Here is a 24,316-nt window from a genome sequence, read left to right on the forward strand (position 1 = left end):
ATTAATTCATCAATACCAAGGCGACAGAAGTTCCTGCCCCTAAAGCAAGGGTAATGAGCAGGGATTCAAACATCTTACTCATACCAGAGTTTATGTGGTTGGTCATAATATCACGAACCGCATTGGTCAAGGCAATTCCTGGTACAAAAGGCATGACCGCGCCAGCTATAATCAAATCTGCCGTTGAAGGAAAGCCTGTGTAGCGAGCCCAAAACTGGGCAATCATCCCAAATACAAAGGCTCCAGCAAAGGCCGTCACAAAAGGAATTCGGATAAATTTTTCCACATAAAGGGAAAATGCAAAACCAAATAAGGTAGCCACTCCTGCCCCAAGTGCATCGTAGATATTTCCACTAAACATAATTGAAAAGAAAGGAGCACTAAAGGTCGCAGCCAGAGTCACCTGTAACTTGGTATAGGGAAGCGGTTGAGCTTGCAAGACCGTCAATTGCTTGTAGGCTGTTTCTAAATCAAGCTTTCCACCTACCAGCTGACGAGAAATCTGGTTCACATCGCAGACTTTTTCAATATTATAAGAAGAGGAGGTCACACGCTTCATACGTGAAATATTGGTATTTTCAATAGAGAAAAAGATGGCAGCAGGCATAGCAAGAACATTGCAATCCACAATCCCCTGCGAATGCGCAATACGGATCATGGTATCTTCTACACGATGAATCTCTGAGCCACTTTTGAGAAGAATGGTCCCCGCTAGCATAATCACATCGATGACGGCATTTAATTCTTTTGATTCTTCCATGCTTGCCTCCTTTTATCAACTCCTTCTATTCTATCACAAATCTGGAGTCAAAAAAAATCTTTGCCATGAAATCATGACAAAGATTCTAGTATCACTATGGATTATCTGGGGAAGTATCTCCTCGTTGTGAATTACCTTGCGAGTTTCCTTGTGTTGGGGAGGTTTCTGCATTCCCCGGCTCGTTAGGTTTCCGAGAAGAACTTGAGGACGAAGAAGAGGATGAGGATGAAGAAGTTGAAGAAGAACGAGTCGGCTTCGCTTTATAAATAGAAATTTTAACACGAGTGGTGTTCAAATTTACCTTTTCGCCTGCTTTTGGACTTTGCTCTACAACAGTCCCCTCAGCAGTTCCATCAGGAGCTGTCGACACTTCTACAACTTCAATATTGGCTTCTTTAATCCCAACAATTTGAACGAGATTATTTTTAGTAAATTCAAGACTAGATCCTATATAACTTGGCATAGCAACGCTGGTTACTTTCTTAGCAACGGTTAAGGTAATTGTTGAGGCCTTGCTCAAATCATAGGTTGTTCCGGCAGCTGGACTCTGTCTGAGAACGGTTCCTGCTTCACTCTCACTTGATTCTTCTTCCTCAATCTTGATGAGATTTTCAGGAACCTTCTTCTGCTTGAGTTCTGCGATAACATCTGTCGATTTACGGCCGATATAGTTACTCAATTGGAAAGATTGCTTGCCTGATGAGACAACCAAATTGATTTTCGAACCTTCTTTTCGAGTCTTTCCAGCTTCAGGATCTGTACGGATAATCCGCCCTTCTTCCACCTTTTCACTAGCCTCTGATTTCTCCTCGCCAATCTCAAAATTGGCTTTCTTGAGCGTTTCCTTGGCTTCCGCAACTGTCTGGCCTGCCACATCTGGAATGGCAATGGTTGCAGGAGTTCTAGATAGTATCCAAATCAGAGAGGCTGCCACCAATACAATGCTGGCCAACAAAATCATATAACGAACTCTAAATTTCCGTTTCTTAACAGTCTTGCTTGCGTAATTGTCTTCTGAAACCTGCTGACTAGGTTTCGCAGTCTGTGGCTTCGGACTCTGTGTTTGCACCTTAGGAATCGAAGTCAAGGTACTCTGGGATACCTTCGGTAGTGTCTTGGTGTCCGCCTTAGTAGTATCATTAAATACCAGTTTAGGCTCATTGCGACGATTATAAGACAAGCTACTAGACAAGTCCACATACATCTCTGCAACTGACTGATAACGATCTGTCAATTTCTTGGCAGTTGCCTTGATAACAACATTCTCCAAAGCCTGAGGCACAGATGGATTTTCATCAATAACTGACGGCAGTGGTTTCTGGAAATGCTGAAGGGCGATGGTCACCGCACTATCCCCGTCATAAGGGATATGGCCTGTCAGCATCTCATAGAAAATAATCCCCATGGCATAGATATCACTCTGTACAGTCGCCTTAGAACCACGCGCCTGCTCTGGTGACAAGTAATGAACCGAACCCAGCATAGAGTTAGTCTGAGTCAGACTTGTCTCTGCAAAAGCGACCGCAATCCCAAAGTCTGTGACCTTGGCAGTCCCATCTGGTGTCAAAAGGATATTTTGAGGTTTCAAGTCCCTGTGAACAATTCCTCTAGTATGGGCCAAACGCATGGCTAGGAGGATTTGCCCCATGATACGGACGGCTTCTTCATTAGAAAGAGGATAGTGTTCCTTGATATAGCGTTTGAGGTCTAGTCCAGCAACATACTCCATTGCAAGATACTGTTGACCGTCTTCCTCACCAATATCTGTTATCCGAACGATATGAGGATGGTCTAGATCTGCCATAGCTCTCGCTTCACGCTGAAAACGAGCTACAGCTATCGGGTCCGTCTGGTAGTTGGTCCTCAGGACCTTCACTGCCACTTCTTCTCCGTCTAGAATTAAATCCTTGGCCAAATAGACATCTGCCATGCCTCCTCGGCCAATCTGTTTCACAATCCGATAGCGTCCGGCAAAAATCTTGCCGATTTGGATCATTCTGCATCCTCCTCGTTCATAGAAACAAGGGCAACCGTAATGTTGTCTAAACCTCCTGCATTGTTAGCAAAACGCACAAGCGTCGCTGTTTTATCTGCCAAAGGAATATCACTGGTTACAATATCACAAATCTCACTGCCTGAAATCATGTTAGTCAAACCATCACTATTGAGCAAGAGATAGTCTCCTGGCTCAAGGGTAATCATTCCAAAATCAGGTTGAACTTCATCTTTTTGACCGATAGATTGAGTAATAATATTTTTCTGTGGATGGCTAGCTGCTTCTTCTGGTGTCAATTGACCTGCCTTAAGCAATTCATTGACCAAAGAATGGTCGCTCGTCAACTGGTGGTACTCTTCTCCACGAATCAAACCAATACGAGAATCTCCGATGTGAGCATAAATAGCCTGATTATCAATAATCGCTACAGCCTCAAGGGTTGTTCCCATTCCTTTATAGGCTTCATTTTGTCCCAATTGGTTAATCCTTTGATTTTCAATCTCAAGGTTGTTAGCAAACCATTCACGCACTTCATTAACTGTATCGATTTGAGTATCGACCCAAGCTACACCTAGGTCTGTTACCGCCATTTCACTAGCGATATTCCCTGCGCGATGACCTCCCATACCATCAGCTAGGATAATCATGGTACGTCCAGCTCTATTGACATAGTGGTTGACATAGTCTTGGTTATTTGTTCGTTTCTGACCAACATCTGTTAATAATGAAATTTCCATGTGTTAGTTCCTTCCTAATCCGATATCTTGCGAAATTGACTGATGAAGAATCCATCACTTCCATACAATTCAGGTGTAATGAGGATACAGCCATCTTTCATGATATCCTTACATTCATGTTCTAGTGTTACCTGCTCAAATTCAGGATGACTTTCTAAAAATGCCTGTACGACTTGAAAGTTCTCCTCTGAGACAATAGTACAGGTACTATAAGTTATTATACCACCTTTGCGTAGTGTTTGACAAACACTACCTAATATTTCTAGCTGAATTTCCTGCAAGGACGCGAAATCTGCTGTTCCTTTATTGTATTTGATGTCTGGTTTTCGGCGCAGAAGACCGATTCCTGAACAGGGAGCATCCACCAAAATCTTATCAAAAGAATCCTGACCAAAAAACTCATGCACCTTTCTGGCATCCAATTTTTTCGTTTGAACTCGTTCTGCAACCCCTAGACGTTGGGCATTTTCTTGGATTAAGTCCAACTTGTGGTCATATAAATCCAGAGCAATTACCTGACCTGTCGTGAGATAAGAGGCTATATGGGCTGTTTTCCCACCCGGAGCTGCACAAGCATCTAGAACCTGCTCATCACCTTGTAAATCAAGCGTCGGAGCAACAAGCTGACTGGACTCGTCTTGGATGGTAATGGCTCCATCCTCAAACAAATCATGGCCTGCAAAATGCCCCTGCTCCTTAACCAAACCAGAAGGAGACAAGGATGAATCACTGGCCTCCAACAAGGCTTGGATTTCCTCTTTTCGTCCTAGGTCTGTCACACGAATACTGGCCTTGTTGCGCACCAAGAGACTTTCAAAGATAGCTTGCGCTCGCTCTTCTCCGTATTCTTCCTTGAGTTTGGCAACTAGCCAAACTGGGAGAGAATAGGCAATGGAATCACGCTTGTTTTTTCGCTTGATGCTAGTAATATCTGGCCAGCCTTCACGCAAGATACGGCGAAGGACGGCGTTGACCAATTTTTCACTGCCTTTTTTACGGAATTTGGCCAATTCTACTGCTTCATTGACCACAGCATGGTCTGGAATCTTGTCCAAATAGCGGAGCTGGTAGGCACTCATGAGGAGAAGGACATAGAGCCAGCTGTCTAACTGGTCTCTGTCTTCGATAAAGTGGGATAGGTACCATTCCAGAGTCAGTTTACGGGTTACCGTTCCATAGACCAGCTCGGTCACCAAGCCCTTGTCTGCTACAGAAAGTTGACTACCCTTGAGGTGCTTATTTAAGGCGATATTTGAGTATGCTTGATTGATAAAGACATCCTCTAATACTGCTAGAGCTAGACTTCTAGCTGTTTCTACTTTAGTCACCAAATCGTTCTCCTACTGTCAATGTCCGTCCAACACCGTTGAGGAAGGAAGCAATGTCCATCTTAGGTTTGCCTGCTGGCTGCACTTGTTTGAGAGACAGAGCTCCTACTGCCGTTGCGACAATTAATTCTTTCTTGCCAATAGAGAGGATTTCACCTGGATTTCCCTGACCTTCTACTGACAAGGCTTCATAAATTTTAAAGCGGTCGCCTTTAAGGAAAGTGTGGGCAACAGGCCAGGGGTTCATTCCACGGATTTGGTTAAAGAGTTGGCGATTGCTTTTAGTCCAATCCAGTTTTTCTTCTTCTGGCTTGATATTTGGAGAGAAAGTAACCTGACTTGGATCCTGCGGTTCAGGTTTAATATCACCAGCAATATAGGCAGGCAGGGTATCCAGGAGCAAATCACGACCAACTAGCGCCAATTTCTCAAATAAGGTACCAACATTGTCCTCATCTGTTATAGGGATGCTGCGACGAGAAATCATATCTCCTGCATCCATTTCCTTGACCATTTCCATAATGGTCACACCAGCTTCCTCATCACCTTGAATCAAGGCATAATGGATAGGCGCTCCACCACGGTGTTTTGGAAGAAGGGAGGCGTGAACATTGACCGCAAAATCCATGCTATCAAGGAGTTTACTTGGGAGAAACTGCCCAAAAGCAGCAGTCACAATTCCATCTGCTCCTAGTTTCATAATAGCTTCCATCTCTGGACTTCCTGATAATTTTTCAGGTTGGTAGATAGGAAGTCCTGCTTCCTTGGCAGCCTGCTTGACTGGGGTTTCTTGAATCACTTTTTTTCGCCCAACAGCACGGTCCGGCTGGGTCACAACGGCTAGAATTTCGTAACGGTCATCTGTCAAAAGTCCTTTTAAGACTGTTGCTGAAAAGTCGGGTGTCCCCATAAAGATTAATTTTGTCATATCTTCTCCTTCTTATAAAAATTGCTGTGGCTCATGGTCAATGCTGAGACGGAGCTCACTATTTTCCCGTTCTTGAGTCAAGGCTAAGACCTGGTTGAGGGTCGGACTTAGCTCATCTTCTAAACGGTATTTAATCAAAATCTGGTAATGATAGAGGTTGTGGGTACGAGCAATCGGTTTGGGGGTTGGCCCAAGAATGTTACTGGTCTCTGACAATCCTGACCGCAAAATATTCATAACTTCATAAGCACGTTTGACCACCTCTTCTTCTTTCTTGTGAGAAAGGGTAATGCCAATAGTGAAATAGTAAGGCGGATAACCTAGTTGTCGTCTGATACCCATTTCATAGGTATAAAAGCCTTCGTAGTTCTGATCCTTGGCAAATCGAATAGCATAGTGCTGCGGATTGTAGGACTGAATCAAGACCTGCCCAGCTTTTTCAGCACGACCTGCCCGGCCTGCAACCTGAGTCAAGAGCTGGAAGGTTCTCTCAGAAGAACGGAAATCAGGCAGATTCAAGGCCGTATCCGCATTTAGAACTCCGACTAAAGTCACATTTGGAAAATCCAATCCCTTAGCAATCATCTGAGTTCCTAGCAAGATATCCGCTTCTCCTCGTCCAAACTGGTCAAGCAGAGCTTGGTGACTACCTTTCTTACGAGTCGTGTCCACATCCATCCGCAAAATGCGCGCCTGCGGAAAGAGTTCTGCCAGCTCATCATAAGCCTTTTGTGTCCCTGTCCCATAGTAACGAATACTTCGGCTCTTACAGTTAGGACAGACCTGAGGAATATCCTTCGAAAAGCCACAATAATGGCAGTTCATGGTCTTGGTATCCATGTGCAAGGTCAAGGAAATGTCACAGTTGGGACAAGTATCCACGGTCCCACACTCCCGACACATGACAAAGCTAGAATAACCACGACGATTGAGCATAAGAACCACCTGCTCTTTTTTAGCTAGACGGTCCTGAATAGCCTCTAGCAAAGGTGGCGTGAAGTTTGACGTCTCATTTTGTCCGATATAGTCTCGAAAGTCAATTACTTGAACCTCAGGGATCCTAGCTAAAGGATTGGCGCGTTGGGTCAGACGTAAATGTTGATAAACGCCTTTGCCAGCTCGCGCACGGCTTTCTAAGCTCGGTGTCGCGGAACCAAGAACCAATGCCGCTTGATTGTATTGGGCCCGTAAAACAGCCACCTCTCTAGCATGGTAGCGGGGATTACTGTCTTGCTTATAAGTCGCTTCGTGCTCCTCATCGATAATCATAACACCTAAATTTTTCAGCGGAGCAAAGATGGCCGATCTGGCGCCAACAACAACTTGAGCATCGCCGCGTTCCACCTTGCGCCATTCATCATACTTTTCACCATTGGACAGGCCAGAGTGAAGAATGGCAACCTTGTCCCCAAAACGTGCTATAAAACGCTCCGTCATCTGAGGAGTCAGGGAAATCTCAGGTACAAGCAAAATAGCAGTTTTGCCCTTATCCAAGGCCCCTTGGATAATCTGCAAGTAAACCTCTGTCTTCCCACTTCCTGTAATCCCTTGAAGAAGGAAGGGAGGCTGATGACTGCCAATCGCACTGACAACCGCATCACGCGCCTGCCTTTGCTCTGGATTCAACTCCAAAGGCCGACTTACCTCAATGCCCTCAAAATAAGCAGCTGAGCGTTGAACTTCCTTTTGGACTATGGTCACAGCACCTTGTTCTACAAAGAAGTTGACTTGCTCCCGCGAGTAGGATTCTAACAAACTAGCCAAGGAAGCACTCTCAGGATGAGACAGTAAATAGTCTCTCAATTCCACCTTTTTCTTGGCACGTGCAGAAATCTCTACACTTTTTAATTGAGCAAGATTCACCTCATACCAAGACTGGGTTTTGACCTTCTTTTGATCGACTGCCTGATATTCCAGACCAAGCAGACCTTTTCTAGTCAATCGCATCATTTCAGCTTGCTTAGCTAGATCCAGAGAAGAAAAGGCTAGTGAATCTTCAGAACCAAACAAGCGCTCTCGGTCTTCCTGACTCAGACCTGCCAAAGGATAGAGAATCTTGTCATAGCTGGAGTTCAGAAATCCTGGAAGCATGGCCTTGAGGATGGAGATTTTGTATGAGAAGACGGACTTGCGTAACTCCTCAGCCAGCCAGAGTTGTTCTTGCGTGAGAACAGGAGAAAAATCCAGCACCTCGGCTATATCTTTTAAATCTTGTTCCATCTCTTCCTCGTCTGATTGGGACTCCAAACCAAGAACAATCCCTTGAATCAGGCGATTTCCCTTACCAAAGGGCACGTGAACCCTCATTCCAACTTCCAGCATTCCCTCAAATTCCTCAGGAATCCTGTAACTATAGGGCTGGTCCGTCTGCATCAAGGGCACATCTACAATAATCTTGGCTATGGCCATCTTCTCACCTCCTCCTTGTCAGTACATTCTTGCAATAGAAAAAATAAGATTGAGTCCCCCCAACCTTAAATTTTTTCACCATCTTCTTTTTCTTTAGCAATTTGCTCTTTGATTTTCTTTTCTTCTTCTTCTTTGCGGCGTTTTTCTTCTTCGATACGGCGACGCACTGCTTCACGTTTTCCTTCTGGATCTGGGTGAATTGTAACGTTTCCTGATTCGATTTCTTCTAAAGCGCGAAGAGTTGATTTTTCAGACTTGAAACCTTGAGTTGCTGGCGCACCTGCTTCCAATTCGTGGGCACGTTTTGCTTCCAAGATTACGAGTGAATATTTTGATGGAACCTTGTCGAGCAAGGTATCAATAGAGGGTTTTAACATCATTTGCTTGTACCTATTTTCTAAATTTTATCGGGTAGTTGGAGACTTTGGTAACATCTCCTGATAGTGACCAATGACACGATCCACACGGAAGTGCTCTGCTTCGATCACACGTTTGACACGCTCAGCAGCTAGGGGCACCTGATCGTTGACAATCGCATAATCATACTCACGCATAAGGGCAATTTCTTCCTTGGCCTTTTCGATTCGTTGGGCAATCACTTCTGCACTATCTGTTCCACGTCCTACCAAACGATCTTGCAATTCATCCAAATCTGGTGGTGTCAGGAAGATAAAGACAGCATCTGGAACCTTTTTCTTAACCTGGAGAGCACCCTGAACTTCAATTTCAAGGAAAACATCGATTCCCTTGTCCAAGGTTTCATTGACATAGGTCAGAGGCGTTCCATAGTAGTTGCCAACATATTCTGCATATTCCAACATCTGTCCTTGACGAATCAGCTCTTCAAACTCTTCGCGAGTACGGAAGAAATAGTCAACACCATCCACTTCTCCCGGACGTTGTGCACGTGTCGTCATCGATACAGAGTATTGAAATTGGTTTTCAGAACTCTCAAAAATCTCTCTTCTAACCGTTCCTTTTCCAACCCCTGAAGGACCAGAAAAAACGATTAGTAAGCCTCGGTCTGCCATTGTGTCTCCTTTTAGTCAGTCTGTGAAATAACATTTCTCTAGAATAATGGCAAAAAGCCAGATTATCCTTTACAGTCTTTCTATCTAGTGTAACAAAAAAGCAGTAATTTTTCAACTGCTCTTTCTTATTTATTTAGATTTATACAAGGTATCCCCTTAAAATATACTTGCCTTTTTATTCTATTTAAGAGATAATAAAACTACTAATATAAAAAGGAGAAGTTTATGGGAAATTATAAAGGAAAAAATGTTGATGAAGCGATTGAAAATGGCTTATCTGAACTCAATCTCAAAAAAAGTGAAGTCAAAATCAATATTATTGATCATGGAAATGCTGGAGTATTTGGTTTTTTTGAAAAAGAAGCTGAGGTTGAAATTACACCATTAAGCCCAATGGAACTGAAAATAAAAAAATTAATTCCATATTTAATTGGTGCAGGTGTAATATTTATGATTCTTCTGTTAGTTCTAATTGTAGTAATCTCAGATAAACCAACTACTGTTTCTACCCCTTCATCTACAGAAACTAGTAGTGTTATTGAAAAATCTGTCGAGAAAACTAGTGAATCATCCTCTACATCATCAAGTTCGACGCCTGCTTCCTCTAGTTCAACTAACACCACATCAAGCTCGACCGAAACCTCGTCAACAAGTCCATCACAAGCAACTATTATCACAGTAGAAAACAATGAAGACTTTAAATCTCTGCTCCAAACTGAAGATCAAAGTGTCATAACAGATTTTATTCAAAAACACAAAGGTCAGATAATTGAATTTGATGGGAACATAGCAAATCTTGCTAAGTCAAAATCAAAATATGATATTCTTATTCATTCTGGAAATTATCATCCTGATGAGGTATCAGGCCCTAATTTCAAAATCCCTCAAATCACTATCATCTCAAATCCTATATTCAATTCATTTAATGGAGACAATATTAAAACCGGACAAAATATACATATTAAAGCAGAAATCGGTAACTATAACTCTACTCAAGATTTAATCTACTTATCACCAATTGAGATTTCACCTCGATAATATAACGAATTATTTCAAATAATTTATTCAAAAAACTGAAGTCAGATTCTCTTCTGACCTCAGTTTTTTATTATTTAGCATAATCTACTGCACGAAGCTCGCGAATCACGGTTACTTTGATATTTCCTGGGTAATCGAGATTGTTTTCAATTTTTTCACGAACTTTGTGAGCCAAGATTGTGACTTTGTCGTCCTTGATTTGTCCTGGATTTACCATGATGCGGATTTCACGTCCTGCTTGAAGGGCAAAGCTATTTTGTACCCCTTCAAAGCTATTAGCAATTTCTTCCAAATCATGAAGACGCTTGATATAGCTTTCAAGAGACTCACTACGAGCACCTGGACGAGCTGCACTCAAGGCATCTGCTGCAGCGACGATCACTGCAATGACGCTCTCAGCTTCAACATCTCCGTGGTGACTAGCAATCGTATTCACCACAACTGGATGTTCCTTGTACTTACGGGCCAGTTCCATACCGATTTCAACGTGGCTACCTTCAACCTCACGGTCAATGGCTTTTCCGATATCGTGAAGGAATCCAGCACGACGGGCAAGAGCCGCATTTTCGCCAAGCTCACTCGCCATGATACCAGCTAACTTAGCAACCTCAATCGAATGACGCAAAACATTTTGTCCATAAGAAGTACGGAACTGTAAACGTCCCATAATCTTCATCAAGTCAGGATGAAGGTTTGGCGCACCAATTTCATAGGCAGCAGCCTCACCATATTCACGGATTTTATTGTCAATCTCTTGACGGTTTTTCTCAACCAACTCTTCGATACGAGCCGGATGAATACGACCATCCTTAAGCAACATTTCCATGGTCATGCGGGCAATTTCGCGACGAATTGGATCAAATCCTGACAAGGTCACCACTTCTGGCGTATCGTCGATAATAACATCAACCCCTGTCAAACTTTCAAAGGTACGAATGTTACGACCTTCACGACCAATAATGCGTCCCTTCATAGTATCGTCTGGCAGGTGAACCGTTGAGTTTGTTGACTCCGCCACATATTCACCAGCGATACGTTGCATGGCTTGAACTAGGATGTCCTTGGCCATTTTGTCAGAACGTTCCTTGACCTCTTGCTCAGCTTCGCGAATGCGACTGGCAATCTCCTTGGTCAAGTTCTCCTCTGTCTGTGCCAAGATAATATCTCGTGCTTCTGCCTAAGACAGAGCACCGATACGCTCTAGTTCTGCTTCTTTTTGTCTTTCGACTTCCTCTAATTGCTCTTCACGCGCATCAAGGTTTTTCGCTCTATCAGAAATACTTTGTTCTTTTTGTTCAAGTGTTTGTTCTTTACTCGTCAAATTGTCGTCCTTACGGTCAAGGCTAGTAGCTCTCTCTGTCAAACGACTTTCGATTTGTTTGAGTTCTTGACGTTCTGATTTGAATTCAGCGTCCACTTCTTCACGGTATTTTCTGGCTTCTTCTTTGGCCTCCAATAGTGCTTCTTTTTTAAGAGACTTGCTTTCACGTTTAGCTTCATTAACAAGTAAATCCGCTTCACGCTCAGCTTGTCCACGTAAATTAGTTGCTTCTTGTTCAGCATTTAAAAGCATCAACTCTGCAGCTTCCTGAGATGATTTCATCTTAGCTGAGATGCTGACATATCCAATGACTAAACCAATGATGACGGCAAAAACAGCAATCGCAAGCGACATGATTTCCATGTTTTTACCTCATTTTATTGTTATTCCGAATGACATACATTCTTTTACATTCTACCATAAAAAAGTGATTTTCACAAACCTAAAATAGAATATGTTTTGGGGAATTTGGAACGCGTTTGCTAAAATAAACTTGTTATTTAGAAATAGTAGTTTAGTAGAGACTTGAGAAAAAGTCCACCTTTCAGTAGACTTAGTTTGTTTCTATTCTTATCGGTACTCTTCCAAAATTCTGCTCTGCTATACTTGGATTTCCCAGTTGGTAAATCTGGTCTGCCTTTTGGGTCATAGCATCCCAAGGTTCTTTGCCAATTCGGCTGACTAGATGGACCTGCTCTTTCAGAGACTTGAGATGTTGTCTGCCTTTTTCGGTAAAGCCAAGGACATGAATGTCTTCTGGCAAGTCATTTTCTCTAGCCTGCACCAAAATATAAGTCAAAAGGCGTCTGACACGCGCCTTGGTATAACGCTTGGTCGCAACCGCCTCAACCAATTCTTCCACAGACTGGGCTGTTTTAATAGCTTCCTTAATGCGCGCAGCCATTTCTTGATTGACCTGATAGATAGTGGTTAGGTCTGGATTTGACAAGATTTGATAGCGGAGCAAGGGAAAATAGTCTTCCCAGCTCACCTTACTGGCCTGCTCAAAGAGGGCAACAGAAGGCATAAAGCGTTCTAAGAAATCTTGATCCTTCTGGTGCTGACGAAGAGCTGTCGCCGAAGCAAAGTCCACATCTTTATCTACAGAATGGTAGCCCGCCCCCTGACGCTGAATCGGATGCAGTTTGGTGTTGTGTCCAACAACGGCTTTGGCATAGGCAAGAGCAAGAACATGATTGGGCGTATTGCCTGAAAAATCAAGACCTGCAAATTCCTTCCACATGGTTTGGGTTTTCTGGGGATAGGAAAGGGAATCAGGCAGATTTTCCACAAATTTCTCCATCTCAGCCCCCTGCTCTGTGTATAAGTCAGCGATTTTCTGGTAATCTAGAACTTCCTCCGTCCCAAAGGCTAGAGTATCAATCCCCAACCGAGCCAAGATATCCACAGCTCCTTGGCCGAAGAAATCCGCCGCCTGAACACTGACTAAAAAGGGCAATTCCACTACCAGATCCGCTCCATTTTCCAGCGCCATCTGGGCTCGTGTCCACTTATCCACGATAGCAGGCTCTCCACGCTGCATGAAATTCCCTGACATGGCAACGATTTTCAGTCCCTCAGCCTGATTTAGCAGGTACTTATGCCCATTATGAAAGGGATTAAACTCCGCGATAATACCTGTGATGGTCATGATAATCTCCTACTTCTGCGCGACAAAAAACCAACGGGTGCTAGTTTCTGTAGGCTCTTTGTCCTCAAAGTCCGCATAAAGTTTGAAGGATTTGAAACCAGCCTGTTCCAGCAAAATATCATAGGTCAGGATCTCATAAGTCCGCTCCTCATGCACTTCATCGTAGCGACTAAAGGAACCGTCCGCTTCCTTGATAAAGAAAGTCAACTCATGCACGATGGAGTGAGGCGCCGCATCCTCGTAGGTATCCCAGAGCATGGCGAACTCTTCCGCATTTTCATGGTAAGAATAGCCTGGAAAAACCTCATCAGTCTGGTAGGTTGAATGCACATCAAAGATAAAGACACCATCTTCGTTGAGGGAATTATATACTTCCTTAAAGACGTCTCCTACTTCCGCTTCATCCTGCATGTAGCAGATTGAGTCCGAATAACAAGTGACAAAATCATATTGACCTGCCTTGGATAAATCCAGCATATTGCCTTCGATAAAATCAATCTTTTGTTTGGCTGAAGAAGCTCTCTTCTCGGCAATCTTCAACATATCCCCACTCAAGTCCAGGCCAGTTACATCAAAACCAGCCTGAGAGAAGCGCACCGATTGAATTCCTGTCCCACAAGCCAATTCCAAGAGTTTCTTTCTCTCCTTGGTCTTAGGCAAATGACGAAGCGAAAAATCCGTCCATCTATCGTATAAACTGTCGTCCATGACCGCATCGTAAACAGCCGCAAAAGTTTCATAAGTTGCCATAATCATGATACCAAGAGCGTCAATGGCAAACACCACTCGCCCTTTACCTTTCTATCGATTTTTCTAAAATAAGCAAAGAAACCCAGTTGACTGCAACCGAGTTCGTCTTCTAAGCAAGAGTTTCAGATAAATCTACTGAATTCGCCTCATGCCATAGTTTTTCCAGATTATAGTGGGCACGCATTTCTTCTGAGAAGATATGCACAACGACAGCACCGAGGTCTAGCAAGACCCAACCTCCAGCTGCATCGCCTTCGATATGGCTACCTTTAAAGCCTGCATCAGCTACTTTTTCACGGATGTTATCAGCGATAGCATCCAACTGACGGCTATTCATTGAACTAGTAATAACAAAGTAATCCGTCACGCTAGTCAAATCTTGTACGTCAAGTGCGAGGATATCCTCCGCACGTTTCTCATCAGCCGCTTTCACGACTAGTTCTAGTAATTCTTTTTCGTTCATTTAGTCCTCTTTCTAGAAAATATGCTTGTAATCTAGGACATCTGCAAAGCGCCCCTCCCAAATGCCCTCATAAAATTCATTTATCGTTTCTGCTGGAATGTCTTTCCCATCAAACGTTGTGCAAGTTCCTTCTGGAATAATAAGCTGATAGCCATATTCAAAGGCAACCTTGACAGAGGTATCCACACAATATTCTGTCTGCATACCACATAAAACTAATTTTTCAATCCCCTGTTTATCCAAGTATTCTTTTAAACCAGTTTCTTTGAAAATACTGTTATACTTCTTCTGAAAGACCTTTTCATTAGGTTTTCGACTTAAAAGCTCAGATAACTGCCAATCTTCTGATGTTTGAGCTTCAGCGTTCTCAATATGTTGAACATAGACAATTTCAATATTCTTGCTTCTAGCCTGGTTTTGTAAATAAGAAATTTTTTCCAATAGACTATTTGTCTGAAAACCAGTTTCCACTAAAATATTCTGAACATCAATGATTATAAAAGCCGTCTTCATTTAGTCCTCTTTCAAATAGTGCACAAAGGCGTTATAGGTTTCAAGGGTTTGGGGATAGATAGAGAATCCCTGATGAGCTAGATGCTCCACGGTACGAGCTGTTTCGTAGGCCACCGCCTTATTAAGCGATAAACTTGCAATCTCACGTGCCACATCTACTCCAGGAAAGGCTCGATTATGCTCGGTATAGTCTGCGACGTAGATGACCTTATCAAGATCTGTCATCTGATCCGCCCCAACTGTATGGATTTCAATGGCTCGCAGAATTTCTGAATCATGTAAATCCAAATCTTCCTGAATTTTGTAAATTCCGACCATCCCATGCCAGACATTATTGCCCCAGTTTTTGAGGTTAGGGTCTAGCTGATAACGGTCAATCAAATTCAGAAATTCCTGATCTGACAACTTTTTAGCATAGTCATGAAGGAGACCTGCTAGACCGGCTTTCTCAGTATCCACACCAAATCGCTGGGCCAGTTCTATGGCTGCACGCTCTACTCCCAAGCAATGGGTTAAACGTTTTTCAGGTAGAAGCTCTGCCATTTTTTCCAACAAAGCCTCACGAGAGCAGTTGATATAGTCTTGATAGGGCATCAGTAGAGCCCCTCCTTCTCGATGTAGTCTAGCACAGGCTGAGGCAAGAGAAAGTTGGGTTTCCGACCTTGGTCAAGGAAGTCCCGCACCATGCTAGACGAAATATCCATGAGAGGCACATCCACCCAGATAACGGGATAGGAAGTCCCTGCCTTGTAGCGTGGGCGCTGAACCCCTACAAACTGAACCATGTCGACCAGCTCATCAATTCGGTACCACTTAGGCAGATAGTCCACCATATCGGCACCGATGATAAAGTAATAATCCGTATCTGGATTCTTCTCTGTTAAAATCTTCATAGTGTCGTAGGTATAGGAAATGCCCTTGCGCTCCAACTCAATAGTTTCAATGTCCAGACCTTCAATCCCCTCAATCGCCAACTCAAGCATCTTGAGACGATGGTGTTCAGGAATGGTTTCTTTTTTATCTACGTGAGGAGGTTGGTATTCAGGCATAAGCAGAACTTGATCTAGTCCCAACTGCTGACGCACTTGATCCGCAACAATGAGATGGGCATTGTGAACAGGGTTAAAATTCCCCCCTAAAATCCCGACTTGTTTGCGTTTTTTCTCCTTGATTTCTGGCTCCAACTCTACCTTGGTAAAGGGAGTCAATAGTTCGATTGCCATAGGCTAGTCTCCTTTATTTCTCTGTAAAAACAGTTGTTTGGAGTTTCAGTCTTAGATTTCTTTGACTTTCTTAGAAATCTTGCGATTTTCTTTCTTGCTGGATTGTTTAAACAAGATTAAGATTCGTCCGATTTTTTGGACTGTATCCACACCGATTTCTTCTTCCAAAATTTCAGCTACTTCGTGGATATTTTCATCGGTGTTTTGCAAAAGAGTAACCTTAATCAATTCGCGTGCGTCAAGTGCCTGACGAACGCTGGTTTTGATTTGGTCGTTAAGTCCATTTTTACCGATTTGGATGATGGGTTTGAGGGTGTGTGCCTGACTGTTGAGGAAGGCACGTTGTTTTGATGTTAATGACATAATTTCTTCCTTGTTTTTTTGATAGTTATTTTAGGTGGTGAGGGACGGTCGGAACTAATTTTTCAAAGATCTCATCTTTGAAAAATGGATTTCCTGACCTCACAATTGAGCCTAGGTCTCAATTATGCCCCTTACCAATCTAACGATTGGCAATCACACCACGGCAATAACTATCTTTTTATGAGCTCACTTTGTTCGCTCAGTGATTTCATTTTAAATAATTGCTTTTCGTGTGACGACTGCGACGCCTTCTGGTGCCCAGACGGCGACTTTTGCTGTGCCTGTTACGCGGATCCAGCCTAGGCCTGAGATGACTAGGTCAGTCTTCTCCTTAATATTAAATACATGCTGGACTAATTTTGGAAAATCTTCTTTTTCCTTGCTATTTGGCGGTGTCAGAAGGGTTCCGACGTGCTTATCGTAGAAAGCACTAGCGCCTTCAAGTTTGGTACGATGGAGTTTGAGTTCATTGTCAAAGAAAGCAGTAAATCCTTGTTTTTCTCCTGATATAAAGTCAAAACGTCCGAGACCACCTAGAAACAGGGTTTGTTCAGGATTGAGCTGATAGGTTTTAGGCTTGATTTCCTTTTTGGGGCTGACATACTTGAGGTTTTTAGCCGTCAAGTAGTGAGCCATCTGGTGACGGTGGATAATCCCCGGTGTATCGTAGATATAAGAACCGTCGTCAAGCGGAATCTCAATCTTGTCCAAGGTTGTCCCTGGGAAGCGCGAAGTCGTGATAACATTCTGATCACCCGTGATTTCTTGGATAATAGCATTGATAAGAGTTGATTTTCCAACGTTGGTTACACCAACCACATAGACATCACGGCCCTTACGGTAGTGTTCAATCTTGTCAATGACTTCTTTAATGGCATGTTTGTTTTGTGCCGAAGTTAGGACGACATCGACTGGACGAAGTCCTTCTTCGTGGGCACGTTCCATGAGCCACTGGCTAATCTTGCTCGGCTTAACTGACTTAGGGAGGATATCTTTTTTATTTCCAACCAAGAGGACATCATTGCCTGAGACAAAACGTGGCAATCCTGGGATAACAGAGCCATTAAAATCAAATATATCAATGACATTGACCACTAATGCATCACTGTCTCCAACCTCGTGCAAGAGCTTGAGGAAATCATCGTCTGTCAACTGGACATCCGTGATTTCATTATAGTGGCGGAGACGGAAACAGCGTTGGCAATAGACTTCGCCAGTCTCCAAACCTTTTTCAAGTGCCGACTGGGGAGTAAATCCAAGTCCAGCCTTGTCTGTCGTCTGAATGGTTGCTCCACAACCAATACAGAGAATTTCTTCCATAGTTAAATTCCTTTTTTATATGTAATCGGTCCGTACTTTTCAGTGATTTTTCGCATGACACGGCGCTCACGAGCTCGGTTAATCTGCGTTTTGATCGAATCATGTTGGACCAAGGGTTTGACTAAAATCGAGCGAATGCCAGCACGGTGGGCTGCACGAATATCTGTCATGAGCTGATCGCCAACCATGACCACTTCGCTTTTATCATAGTGGAATTCCTTCATGGCACGGTCAATCCCAAATGTGAAGGGCTTCAATGCCCAATAAACGTAATCAATCCCAAACTTCTCAACTGCTCGTTGGACGCGTTTCTTAGTGTTGTTTGAGACTACGATAATGCGAATGCCCGCGTCCCGAAGATCATGTAGCCATTGCTTCATTTCTGGTGTCCCATCAGGGTTGTTCCAGGCAATGAGGGTATTATCCAAATCGACCAAAACAGCCTTGATTCCCTGCGCCTGCAGGCTTGGAACTGTCAGATCATAAACTGCTTCCACAGCAAAATCTGGCATATAGTTTTCAATCGCCATTCTGGCTCCTTCTCTTTTATTTTCTAGTAATTTTCTTCAGCCATTGAGATAAGGCTGCCCATAAAATCAAGCTAGCCATTAAGATATAAATCCAAGCATTTGGCTCTTCTGTAAATGGTAGAGGAACATTCATTCCGAAGAAACCTGTAATAACCGCAAGTACTGCTAGTAAGACGGAGATAATAGTCAAAATTGACAAACTATCATTCAAGTTATTGTTTAGGATGTTGTTGTAAGAAGCTGAGAGTTGTTGCAAGACTTGAGAAATCAAGTCTGTCATAGACACCAACTGATGGGCTTCAATCATGGCATCATCAAACTGCTCTCGTTCGACATCATTAAATCTCCGATAAAGAGCATGGCCCTGGATATGTTCCAAGAGGAGTCGATTTTGTTTTGCTGCTGCTGTCAAGTAAACCATACCAGTCTCCAAGTCAGAGAGGGCGAAGAGATTTTTCTTTGTTGTAGTTTGACGTAGCAAGGCACTAATTTCGTCCTTACTTTTATCCATCTCTTCAATGACAGGATAATAAGCGTTACTGATAATCTCTAAACCAGCAAAGAGAAACTTGTAAATAGAAAGCGACTCATGGCTATCCAGATAAGCTGACATCTGATCAATGACATAAGCATTCTTATGGTTGCTGATGGTAATCATTCGTTGTCTTTCGACGATAAAGGTCATGGGAATCGCTTCATAATATTCTTTGTCTTTTTCTAAATCAAGAACATTATAAATAAAGGTTACCGTCTCCGTTTCACGGTTATAATCCATATGAGCTCGTTCATTTCTATCCAGAGCATACTCAATGGTTTCCTTGTCCAATCCATAGATGTCAGAAAGATCTTCCATATTTTTAATCTTATCCACATCAAGGTCTATCCAGGTACAACCATTGCCCAACTGCTTTTCTAAAACCATCTTTTCTCCTTTATTAAACTCTTTCTATTGTACCACAAATTACTTAAAATAACAGGTCTAGTCTGTGCGTGAGAAATTGCTGACGACGGTGATATTCCGATTGGGAACGAAGTGCAGAACCTGATCTTCTCCTCTGAGTTGCGTTGTTCGAATGCCGACACTGACAACCTTGCCCGATACGGTAATAGGACCATTTGTCAAAACGACCTCATCTCCCACATCCAGTTGACGTTCAAAGAGGATGAAAAAGCCATTGATGACATCAGATAGAAAGCCTTGGGCTCCCATTCCAATAGCCACCCCAGCAATCCCAGCCCCTGCCAGCAAACTCGAAACTGGCAAACCCAAAATAGACAAGATACAGTAAAGTAAAAAGAAATAAAGGGTATAATTAAACACATTTTCTAACAGACGTGAGATGGTTTTCTGACGCCCGACATCATGACTAGACATTTTTAGAGAAGGTTTGACAATTCTCTGCACCATGGTATGGAGCAATTTCTTAGCTATATAAAAGAGTAAAAATAGTAATAACAGAGAAATTAACTTGGTTAAGATATTCTCAATAATCGTTGTTATATCAAGCTTATTGAGGTAGGTTTGAATAAATTCTTGCATAGAAAACTCCTTTCATTTATTATACCATACTTTCACAAGTGATGAATCTCCATAAATATTCAAAAATAATAGCCAAAATAGACAGAAAATTCTTGATTTTAGCTCATATTTATACTATAATCATAAACATTACACAACAAAGGAGATTGTTATGAAAAAATTCATTCATGCTTGGAATAAGGCGAGTCTAATCAAACGAATTTTGATTGGCATGCTTATTGGAGGAACCCTAGGGCTGACACTTCCTAACATTTCAGGAATTGGTTTACTTGGAGATCTCTTTGTTGGTGGCCTCAAAGCCATCGCACCTATTCTAGTCTTTGCCCTCGTTGCCAATGCCCTTTCCCAACATCAAAAGGGGCAAGATAGCAACATGAAAACGGTTATCCTCCTTTACTTGGTGGGAACCTTTGCAGCGGCACTTGTTGCTGTCCTAGCAAGTTTCATCGTCCCTGTTGAGATTACCTTAAATAGTGCCAATACAGAAATCGCACCACCAGATGGAATTGGCCAGGTCCTCAGCAACCTCTTGCTCAAACTGGTTGACAATCCAGTCAATGCCCTTATTACTGCCAACTACATCGGTATCCTATCATGGGCAGTTATTTTCGGGATTGCTATGAGAGAGGCCAGCAAAAACAGTAAAGAATTGCTGAAAACCATGGCTGATGTGACTTCTAAGATTGTCGAATGGATCATCAACCTAGCTCCATTTGGTATCCTTGGTCTTGTCTTCAAAACCATCTCTGACAAGGGAATCGGAAGTCTAGCTAACTATGGAATCTTGCTTGCCCTCTTGGTGACAACTATGTTCTTTGTAGCTCTGGTAGTCAATCCACTAATAGCCTTCCTCTTTATGAAGAGAAATCCTTATCCCCTCGTTTGGAAATGTTTGCGTGTCAGCGGTGTAACAGCCTTCTTCACTCGTAGTTCTGCTGCTAACATCCCTGTCAACATGAAACTATGCCATGACCTCGGACTGGATCCAGATACCTATTCAGTTTCTATCCCACTTGGATCTACTATCAATATGGCCGGGGCAGCGATTACCATTAACGTTCTAACCCTTGCTGCAGTAAATACTTTGGGAATCCCTGTTGACTTTGCGACAGCCTTTGTCCTTAGTGTGGTAGCTGCTATCTCAGCCTGTGGGGCTTCTGGTATCGCTGGCGGTTCCCTCCTCCTTATCCCAGTTGCTTGTAGTCTTTTCGGTATTTCTAACGATATTGCCATGCAAGTTGTCGGTGTTGGATTTGTCATTGGGGTCATCCAGGACTCATGCGAAACAGCCCTCAACTCTTCTACAGATGTCCTCTTTACTGCTGTTGCCGAATACGCAGCAGCCCGTAAGAAATAACTCATCAAGGCAAGCCTGCTCAGGTCTTGTCTTTTCCGCTTTTATTCTAGTCTTATTAGGAAATTCTTATGTCTATTAGCCAACGTACGACCAAGCTCATCTTAGCCACCTGTCTTGCCTGTCTTCTTGCTTATTTTCTCAATCTCTCTTCAGCAGTTTCGGCTGGAATTATCGCTCTCCTGAGCCTATCTGATACCCGTAGAAGCACTTTAAAATTGGCCCGCAATCGTCTTTTTTCTATGCTTCTAGCTCTGGCTATTGGGGTTTTGGTCTTTCACTTGAGCGGATTTCATATCTGGAGCCTTGGCCTCTATCTGGCTCTTTATGTTCCCCTAGACTACAAGATGGGCTGGGAAATTGGCATCACGCCAAGTAGCGTTTTGGTTAGCCATCTCTTGGTACAAGAGTCAACCTCCCCAGAGCTTCTAGTCAATGAATTCCTTCTCTTTGCTATCGGCACAGGATTTGCCTTGCTGGTTAATCTCTACATGCCTTCACGAGAAGAGGAAATTCATCACTACCACACATTGGTAGAAGAAAAGTTAAAAGATATCCTCCAACGCTTCAAATATTATTTATCCAGAGGGGATGGACGCAACCGAGCACAGCTAGTAGAAGAATTAGACACCCTTTTGGAAGAAGCCCTCAGACTTGTCTATCTAGATCACTCTGACCACCTTTTTCATCAAACAGATTACCATATCCACTACTTTGAGATGAGACAAAGTCAGAGTCGTATTCTGCGAAATATGGCCCAGCAAATCAACACCTGTCACCTAGCTGCTAGTGAGAGCCTGATTTTGGCCCAACTCTTTTCAAAAATTGCAGGTCAACTGAGCCAGACCAATCCTGCTTCTGATTTACTAGATGAAATTGAACGTTATCTAGAAGTCTTCCGGAACCGCAGTCTGCCCAAGACAAGAGACGAATTTGAAACCCGCGCCACCCTTCTTCAACTCCTACGCGAAGCCAAAACCTTCATCCAGGTAAAAGTTGACTTTTATCAAAAATATGGACAGTAAAAAAGAAAACTTCAGACCAATCACAAAAGGTGAATATCTGAAGTTTTCTTTTATTTGTAAGTTATTACCATAAAGGTTAATAGTAAAATGAATAAGGTCTAATATTCAACATCTTTTTGATAGAGGGCTAAGGTAAAACCCCACATACTTTGCTGTCTTATTATCCACGACACTAATTTTTACAAATCAATTTCATTTACCACACATAGTTAGTAAGACAGTTAGCTAGACCTCTCACTACCAGTTACAACGGAAAAGCCCACGAATCGATATTATTCGTGAATTTTTCCTAGTGAAGCGTTTAGGTAAGCCGCCATAGCGGTTACCGTCAAATGACAGCAACTTTATGTTGCTAGTTATTTGTAACGATTTACATCTTCTCCTCTAACTCTACATCTGGATACTTATCCGCAAACCAACGGAGGGCAAAGTCATTTTCAAAGAGGAAGACTGGTTGGTCAAAACGGTCTTTGGCCAAGATATTTCGGCTTGAGGACATCCGTTCATCCAAGTCCTCTGGCTTAATCCAACGAACAGTCTTTTTACCCATAGGGCTCATGACCACTTCCGCATTGTACTCGCCTTCCATACGATGCTTGAAGACTTCAAACTGGAGTTGGCCGACAGCACCCAGCATATACTCGCCTGTTTGGTAATTCTTATAAAGCTGAATGGCTCCTTCTTGCACCAATTGCTCGATTCCCTTGTGGAAGGATTTTTGCTTCATGACATTCTTGGCAGAAACTTTCATGAAAATCTCAGGTGTAAAGGTTGGCAGTGGTTCAAATTCAAATTTGTTTTTTCCAACCGTCAAAGTATCCCCAACCTGATAAGTACCTGTATCGTAAACACCGATAATATCACCTGCTACAGCATTAGTTACATTTTCACGACTCTCAGCCATAAACTGGGTAACATTAGACAGTTTAGCACCCTTACCAGTGCGAGGCAGGTTGACACTCATCCCACGCTCAAATTCACCTGATACGATACGGACAAAGGCGATGCGGTCACGGTGACGAGGGTCCATGTTGGCCTGGATCTTAAAGACAAATCCTGAGAAATCCTTGTCATAAGGATCCACAATTTCACCATCTGTTTTTTTGTGTCCATGTGGTTCTGGAGCAAACTTAAGGAAAGTCTCAAGGAAGGTCTGTACACCAAAGTTTGTCAAAGCTGAACCGAAGAAGACTGGCGTCAATTCTCCAGCAAGGATAGCTTCCTCTGAAAACTCATTCCCAGCTTCATTTAAAAGTTCAATATCATCCTTGACTTGCTCGTAGAAAGGATTGCTACCAAAGAGTTTGTCTCCATCTTCTAGACTGGCAAAACGCTCATCCCCTTTATAGAGCTCCAAGCGTTGGTTATAGAGGTCATACAAACCCTCAAAAGCTTTCCCCATCCCGATTGGCCAGTTCATCGGGTAACTCGCAATACCCAAGACTTCTTCCAATTCTTGCAAGAGATCCAAAGGCTCACGACCATCACGGTCCAGCTTATTCATAAAGGTAAAGACCGGAATACCACGGTGTTTGACAACCTCAAACAATTTCTTAGTTTGGGCCTCGATACCCTTGGCAGAGTCCACGACCATAACAGCAGCATCTACCGCCATCAAGGTACGATAGGTATCTTCTGAGAAATCCTCGTGCCCTGGTGTGTCGAGGATATTGACGCGCTTACCATCGTAGTCAAATTGCATAACAGATGAAGTAACCGAGATCCCACGTTGCTTCTCGATATCCATCCAGTCAGACTTGGCAAAAGTCCCTGTTTTCTTTCCTTTTACGGTACCAGCCTCACGAATCTCGCCCCCAAAGTAGAGCAACTGCTCAGTGATAGTTGTTTTCCCCGCGTCCGGGTGGGAGATGATGGCAAAGGTACGACGTTTCTTAATTTCTTCTTGAATATTCATAAGTTCTCTTTCTTTGATTCTCTATTTTTCTTGTTTCAATAGCTAAGAATGATTTCTACATTGGATTTTACCATTCCTTTCAACACTCCATTATATCGGATTTTAGCATTTTTTTCAATTT

23 protein-coding genes and 1 pseudogene are annotated in these 24,316 nt (G+C 42.9%); 3 read left to right on the forward strand and 21 right to left on the reverse strand.

Features of this window, described 5'->3' with window-relative positions:
* Position 1 precedes the first annotated feature (1 nt).
* The 8 genes from QM408_RS02655 to gmk all read right to left on the reverse strand — a co-directional run bounded on the left by QM408_RS02655 (position 2) and on the right by gmk (position 9,189).
* The gene (locus tag QM408_RS02655; RefSeq protein ID WP_265531295.1) at positions 2-760 is read right to left on the reverse strand and encodes a threonine/serine exporter family protein; all 759 of its coding nucleotides are present in this window, start codon (positions 758-760) and stop codon (positions 2-4) included.
* A 94-nt stretch (positions 761-854) separates the two neighbouring features.
* On the reverse strand, positions 855-2,756 hold the full coding sequence (pknB, locus tag QM408_RS02660; protein ID WP_414373509.1) for a Stk1 family PASTA domain-containing Ser/Thr kinase: 1,902 nt from the start codon (positions 2,754-2,756) through the stop codon (positions 855-857).
* The gene (locus tag QM408_RS02665) at positions 2,753-3,493 is read right to left on the reverse strand and encodes a Stp1/IreP family PP2C-type Ser/Thr phosphatase (protein ID WP_414373512.1); all 741 of its coding nucleotides are present in this window, start codon (positions 3,491-3,493) and stop codon (positions 2,753-2,755) included. Before QM408_RS02665 ends, pknB begins: the two co-directional genes overlap by 4 nt.
* 14 nt (positions 3,494-3,507) lie before the next feature.
* On the reverse strand, positions 3,508-4,821 hold the full coding sequence (gene rsmB / locus QM408_RS02670) for a 16S rRNA (cytosine(967)-C(5))-methyltransferase RsmB (RefSeq protein ID WP_414373514.1): 1,314 nt from the start codon (positions 4,819-4,821) through the stop codon (positions 3,508-3,510).
* Positions 4,814-5,749 carry a methionyl-tRNA formyltransferase gene (gene fmt, locus QM408_RS02675; RefSeq protein WP_414373516.1) on the reverse strand — a complete coding sequence of 312 codons (936 nt, stop codon included), beginning with the start codon at positions 5,747-5,749 and terminating at the stop codon, positions 4,814-4,816. Before fmt ends, rsmB begins: the two co-directional genes overlap by 8 nt.
* 12 nt (positions 5,750-5,761) lie before the next feature.
* Positions 5,762-8,158, reverse strand: coding sequence for a primosomal protein N' (locus QM408_RS02680; protein WP_414373519.1), 2,397 nt, complete (start codon positions 8,156-8,158; stop codon positions 5,762-5,764).
* 65 nt (positions 8,159-8,223) lie between these two features.
* On the reverse strand, positions 8,224-8,538 hold the full coding sequence (gene rpoZ / locus QM408_RS02685) for a DNA-directed RNA polymerase subunit omega (protein ID WP_000979235.1): 315 nt from the start codon (positions 8,536-8,538) through the stop codon (positions 8,224-8,226).
* 24 nt (positions 8,539-8,562) lie between these two features.
* Complete coding sequence (gene gmk, locus QM408_RS02690) at positions 8,563-9,189, reverse strand: guanylate kinase (protein ID WP_000775041.1); 627 nt, start codon at positions 9,187-9,189, stop codon at positions 8,563-8,565.
* A gap of 225 nt (positions 9,190-9,414) precedes the next feature.
* Here gmk and QM408_RS02695 point away from each other — a divergent pair, with 225 nt between their 5' ends.
* Positions 9,415-10,227 (forward strand): DUF4839 domain-containing protein, encoded by an 813-nt coding sequence (locus tag QM408_RS02695; RefSeq protein ID WP_247930442.1) that lies wholly within the window; start codon positions 9,415-9,417, stop codon positions 10,225-10,227.
* Positions 10,228-10,297: 70 nt separating this feature from the next.
* Here the strand turns inward: QM408_RS02695 and QM408_RS02700 are convergent.
* The 12 genes and pseudogenes from QM408_RS02700 to QM408_RS02755 form a co-directional block, all read right to left on the reverse strand.
* A pseudogene (locus QM408_RS02700) lies at positions 10,298-11,911 on the reverse strand (ribonuclease Y).
* A gap of 190 nt (positions 11,912-12,101) precedes the next feature.
* Complete coding sequence (locus QM408_RS02705) at positions 12,102-13,199, reverse strand: nucleotidyltransferase (RefSeq protein WP_049516256.1); 1,098 nt, start codon at positions 13,197-13,199, stop codon at positions 12,102-12,104.
* Positions 13,200-13,208: 9 nt separating this feature from the next.
* Positions 13,209-13,949, reverse strand: a complete 741-nt coding sequence (locus tag QM408_RS02710; protein ID WP_414373580.1) for a class I SAM-dependent DNA methyltransferase — start codon at positions 13,947-13,949, stop codon at positions 13,209-13,211.
* A gap of 109 nt (positions 13,950-14,058) precedes the next feature.
* Positions 14,059-14,412 carry a ribosome silencing factor gene (gene rsfS / locus QM408_RS02715; protein WP_049488396.1) on the reverse strand — a complete coding sequence of 118 codons (354 nt, stop codon included), beginning with the start codon at positions 14,410-14,412 and terminating at the stop codon, positions 14,059-14,061.
* A 12-nt stretch (positions 14,413-14,424) separates the two neighbouring features.
* Positions 14,425-14,925: a cysteine hydrolase family protein gene (locus tag QM408_RS02720; RefSeq protein WP_004255420.1), complete on the reverse strand. Its 501-nt coding sequence runs from the start codon at positions 14,923-14,925 to the stop codon at positions 14,425-14,427.
* On the reverse strand, positions 14,926-15,519 hold the full coding sequence (gene yqeK / locus QM408_RS02725) for a bis(5'-nucleosyl)-tetraphosphatase (symmetrical) YqeK (RefSeq protein WP_247949394.1): 594 nt from the start codon (positions 15,517-15,519) through the stop codon (positions 14,926-14,928).
* The gene (locus QM408_RS02730; RefSeq protein WP_247949395.1) at positions 15,519-16,148 is read right to left on the reverse strand and encodes a nicotinate-nucleotide adenylyltransferase; all 630 of its coding nucleotides are present in this window, start codon (positions 16,146-16,148) and stop codon (positions 15,519-15,521) included. The genes yqeK and QM408_RS02730 overlap by 1 nt, the downstream gene beginning before the upstream one ends.
* 51 nt (positions 16,149-16,199) lie before the next feature.
* Positions 16,200-16,511 (reverse strand): ribosome assembly RNA-binding protein YhbY, encoded by a 312-nt coding sequence (yhbY, locus tag QM408_RS02735; RefSeq protein ID WP_000060169.1) that lies wholly within the window; start codon positions 16,509-16,511, stop codon positions 16,200-16,202.
* A 213-nt stretch (positions 16,512-16,724) separates the two neighbouring features.
* On the reverse strand, positions 16,725-17,831 hold the full coding sequence (gene yqeH, locus QM408_RS02740) for a ribosome biogenesis GTPase YqeH (RefSeq protein ID WP_050390627.1): 1,107 nt from the start codon (positions 17,829-17,831) through the stop codon (positions 16,725-16,727).
* A gap of 2 nt (positions 17,832-17,833) precedes the next feature.
* The gene (locus QM408_RS02745; protein WP_125450862.1) at positions 17,834-18,361 is read right to left on the reverse strand and encodes a YqeG family HAD IIIA-type phosphatase; all 528 of its coding nucleotides are present in this window, start codon (positions 18,359-18,361) and stop codon (positions 17,834-17,836) included.
* Between the two features lie 16 nt (positions 18,362-18,377).
* Positions 18,378-19,283: a magnesium transporter CorA family protein gene (locus tag QM408_RS02750; RefSeq protein WP_261146992.1), complete on the reverse strand. Its 906-nt coding sequence runs from the start codon at positions 19,281-19,283 to the stop codon at positions 18,378-18,380.
* A gap of 57 nt (positions 19,284-19,340) precedes the next feature.
* A complete protein-coding gene (locus tag QM408_RS02755) occupies positions 19,341-19,901 on the reverse strand; it encodes a mechanosensitive ion channel family protein (protein ID WP_004258412.1) in 561 nt (186 codons plus the stop codon).
* Between the two features lie 151 nt (positions 19,902-20,052).
* Here QM408_RS02755 and sstT point away from each other — a divergent pair, with 151 nt between their 5' ends.
* Complete coding sequence (sstT, locus tag QM408_RS02760; protein ID WP_261150126.1) at positions 20,053-21,258, forward strand: serine/threonine transporter SstT; 1,206 nt, start codon at positions 20,053-20,055, stop codon at positions 21,256-21,258.
* A 68-nt stretch (positions 21,259-21,326) separates the two neighbouring features.
* Complete coding sequence (locus QM408_RS02765) at positions 21,327-22,280, forward strand: aromatic acid exporter family protein (protein ID WP_261150127.1); 954 nt, start codon at positions 21,327-21,329, stop codon at positions 22,278-22,280.
* A gap of 370 nt (positions 22,281-22,650) precedes the next feature.
* Here QM408_RS02765 and QM408_RS02770 read toward each other — a convergent pair whose 3' ends face one another.
* Positions 22,651-24,195 carry a peptide chain release factor 3 gene (locus QM408_RS02770; RefSeq protein ID WP_001025437.1) on the reverse strand — a complete coding sequence of 515 codons (1,545 nt, stop codon included), beginning with the start codon at positions 24,193-24,195 and terminating at the stop codon, positions 22,651-22,653.
* Positions 24,196-24,316: the final 121 nt, after the last annotated feature.

Origin of the sequence: Streptococcus mitis (assembly GCF_047464965.1) — a bacterium.
In the GTDB taxonomy this organism is placed as follows: Bacteria; Bacillota; Bacilli; order Lactobacillales; family Streptococcaceae; genus Streptococcus; species Streptococcus mitis_DU.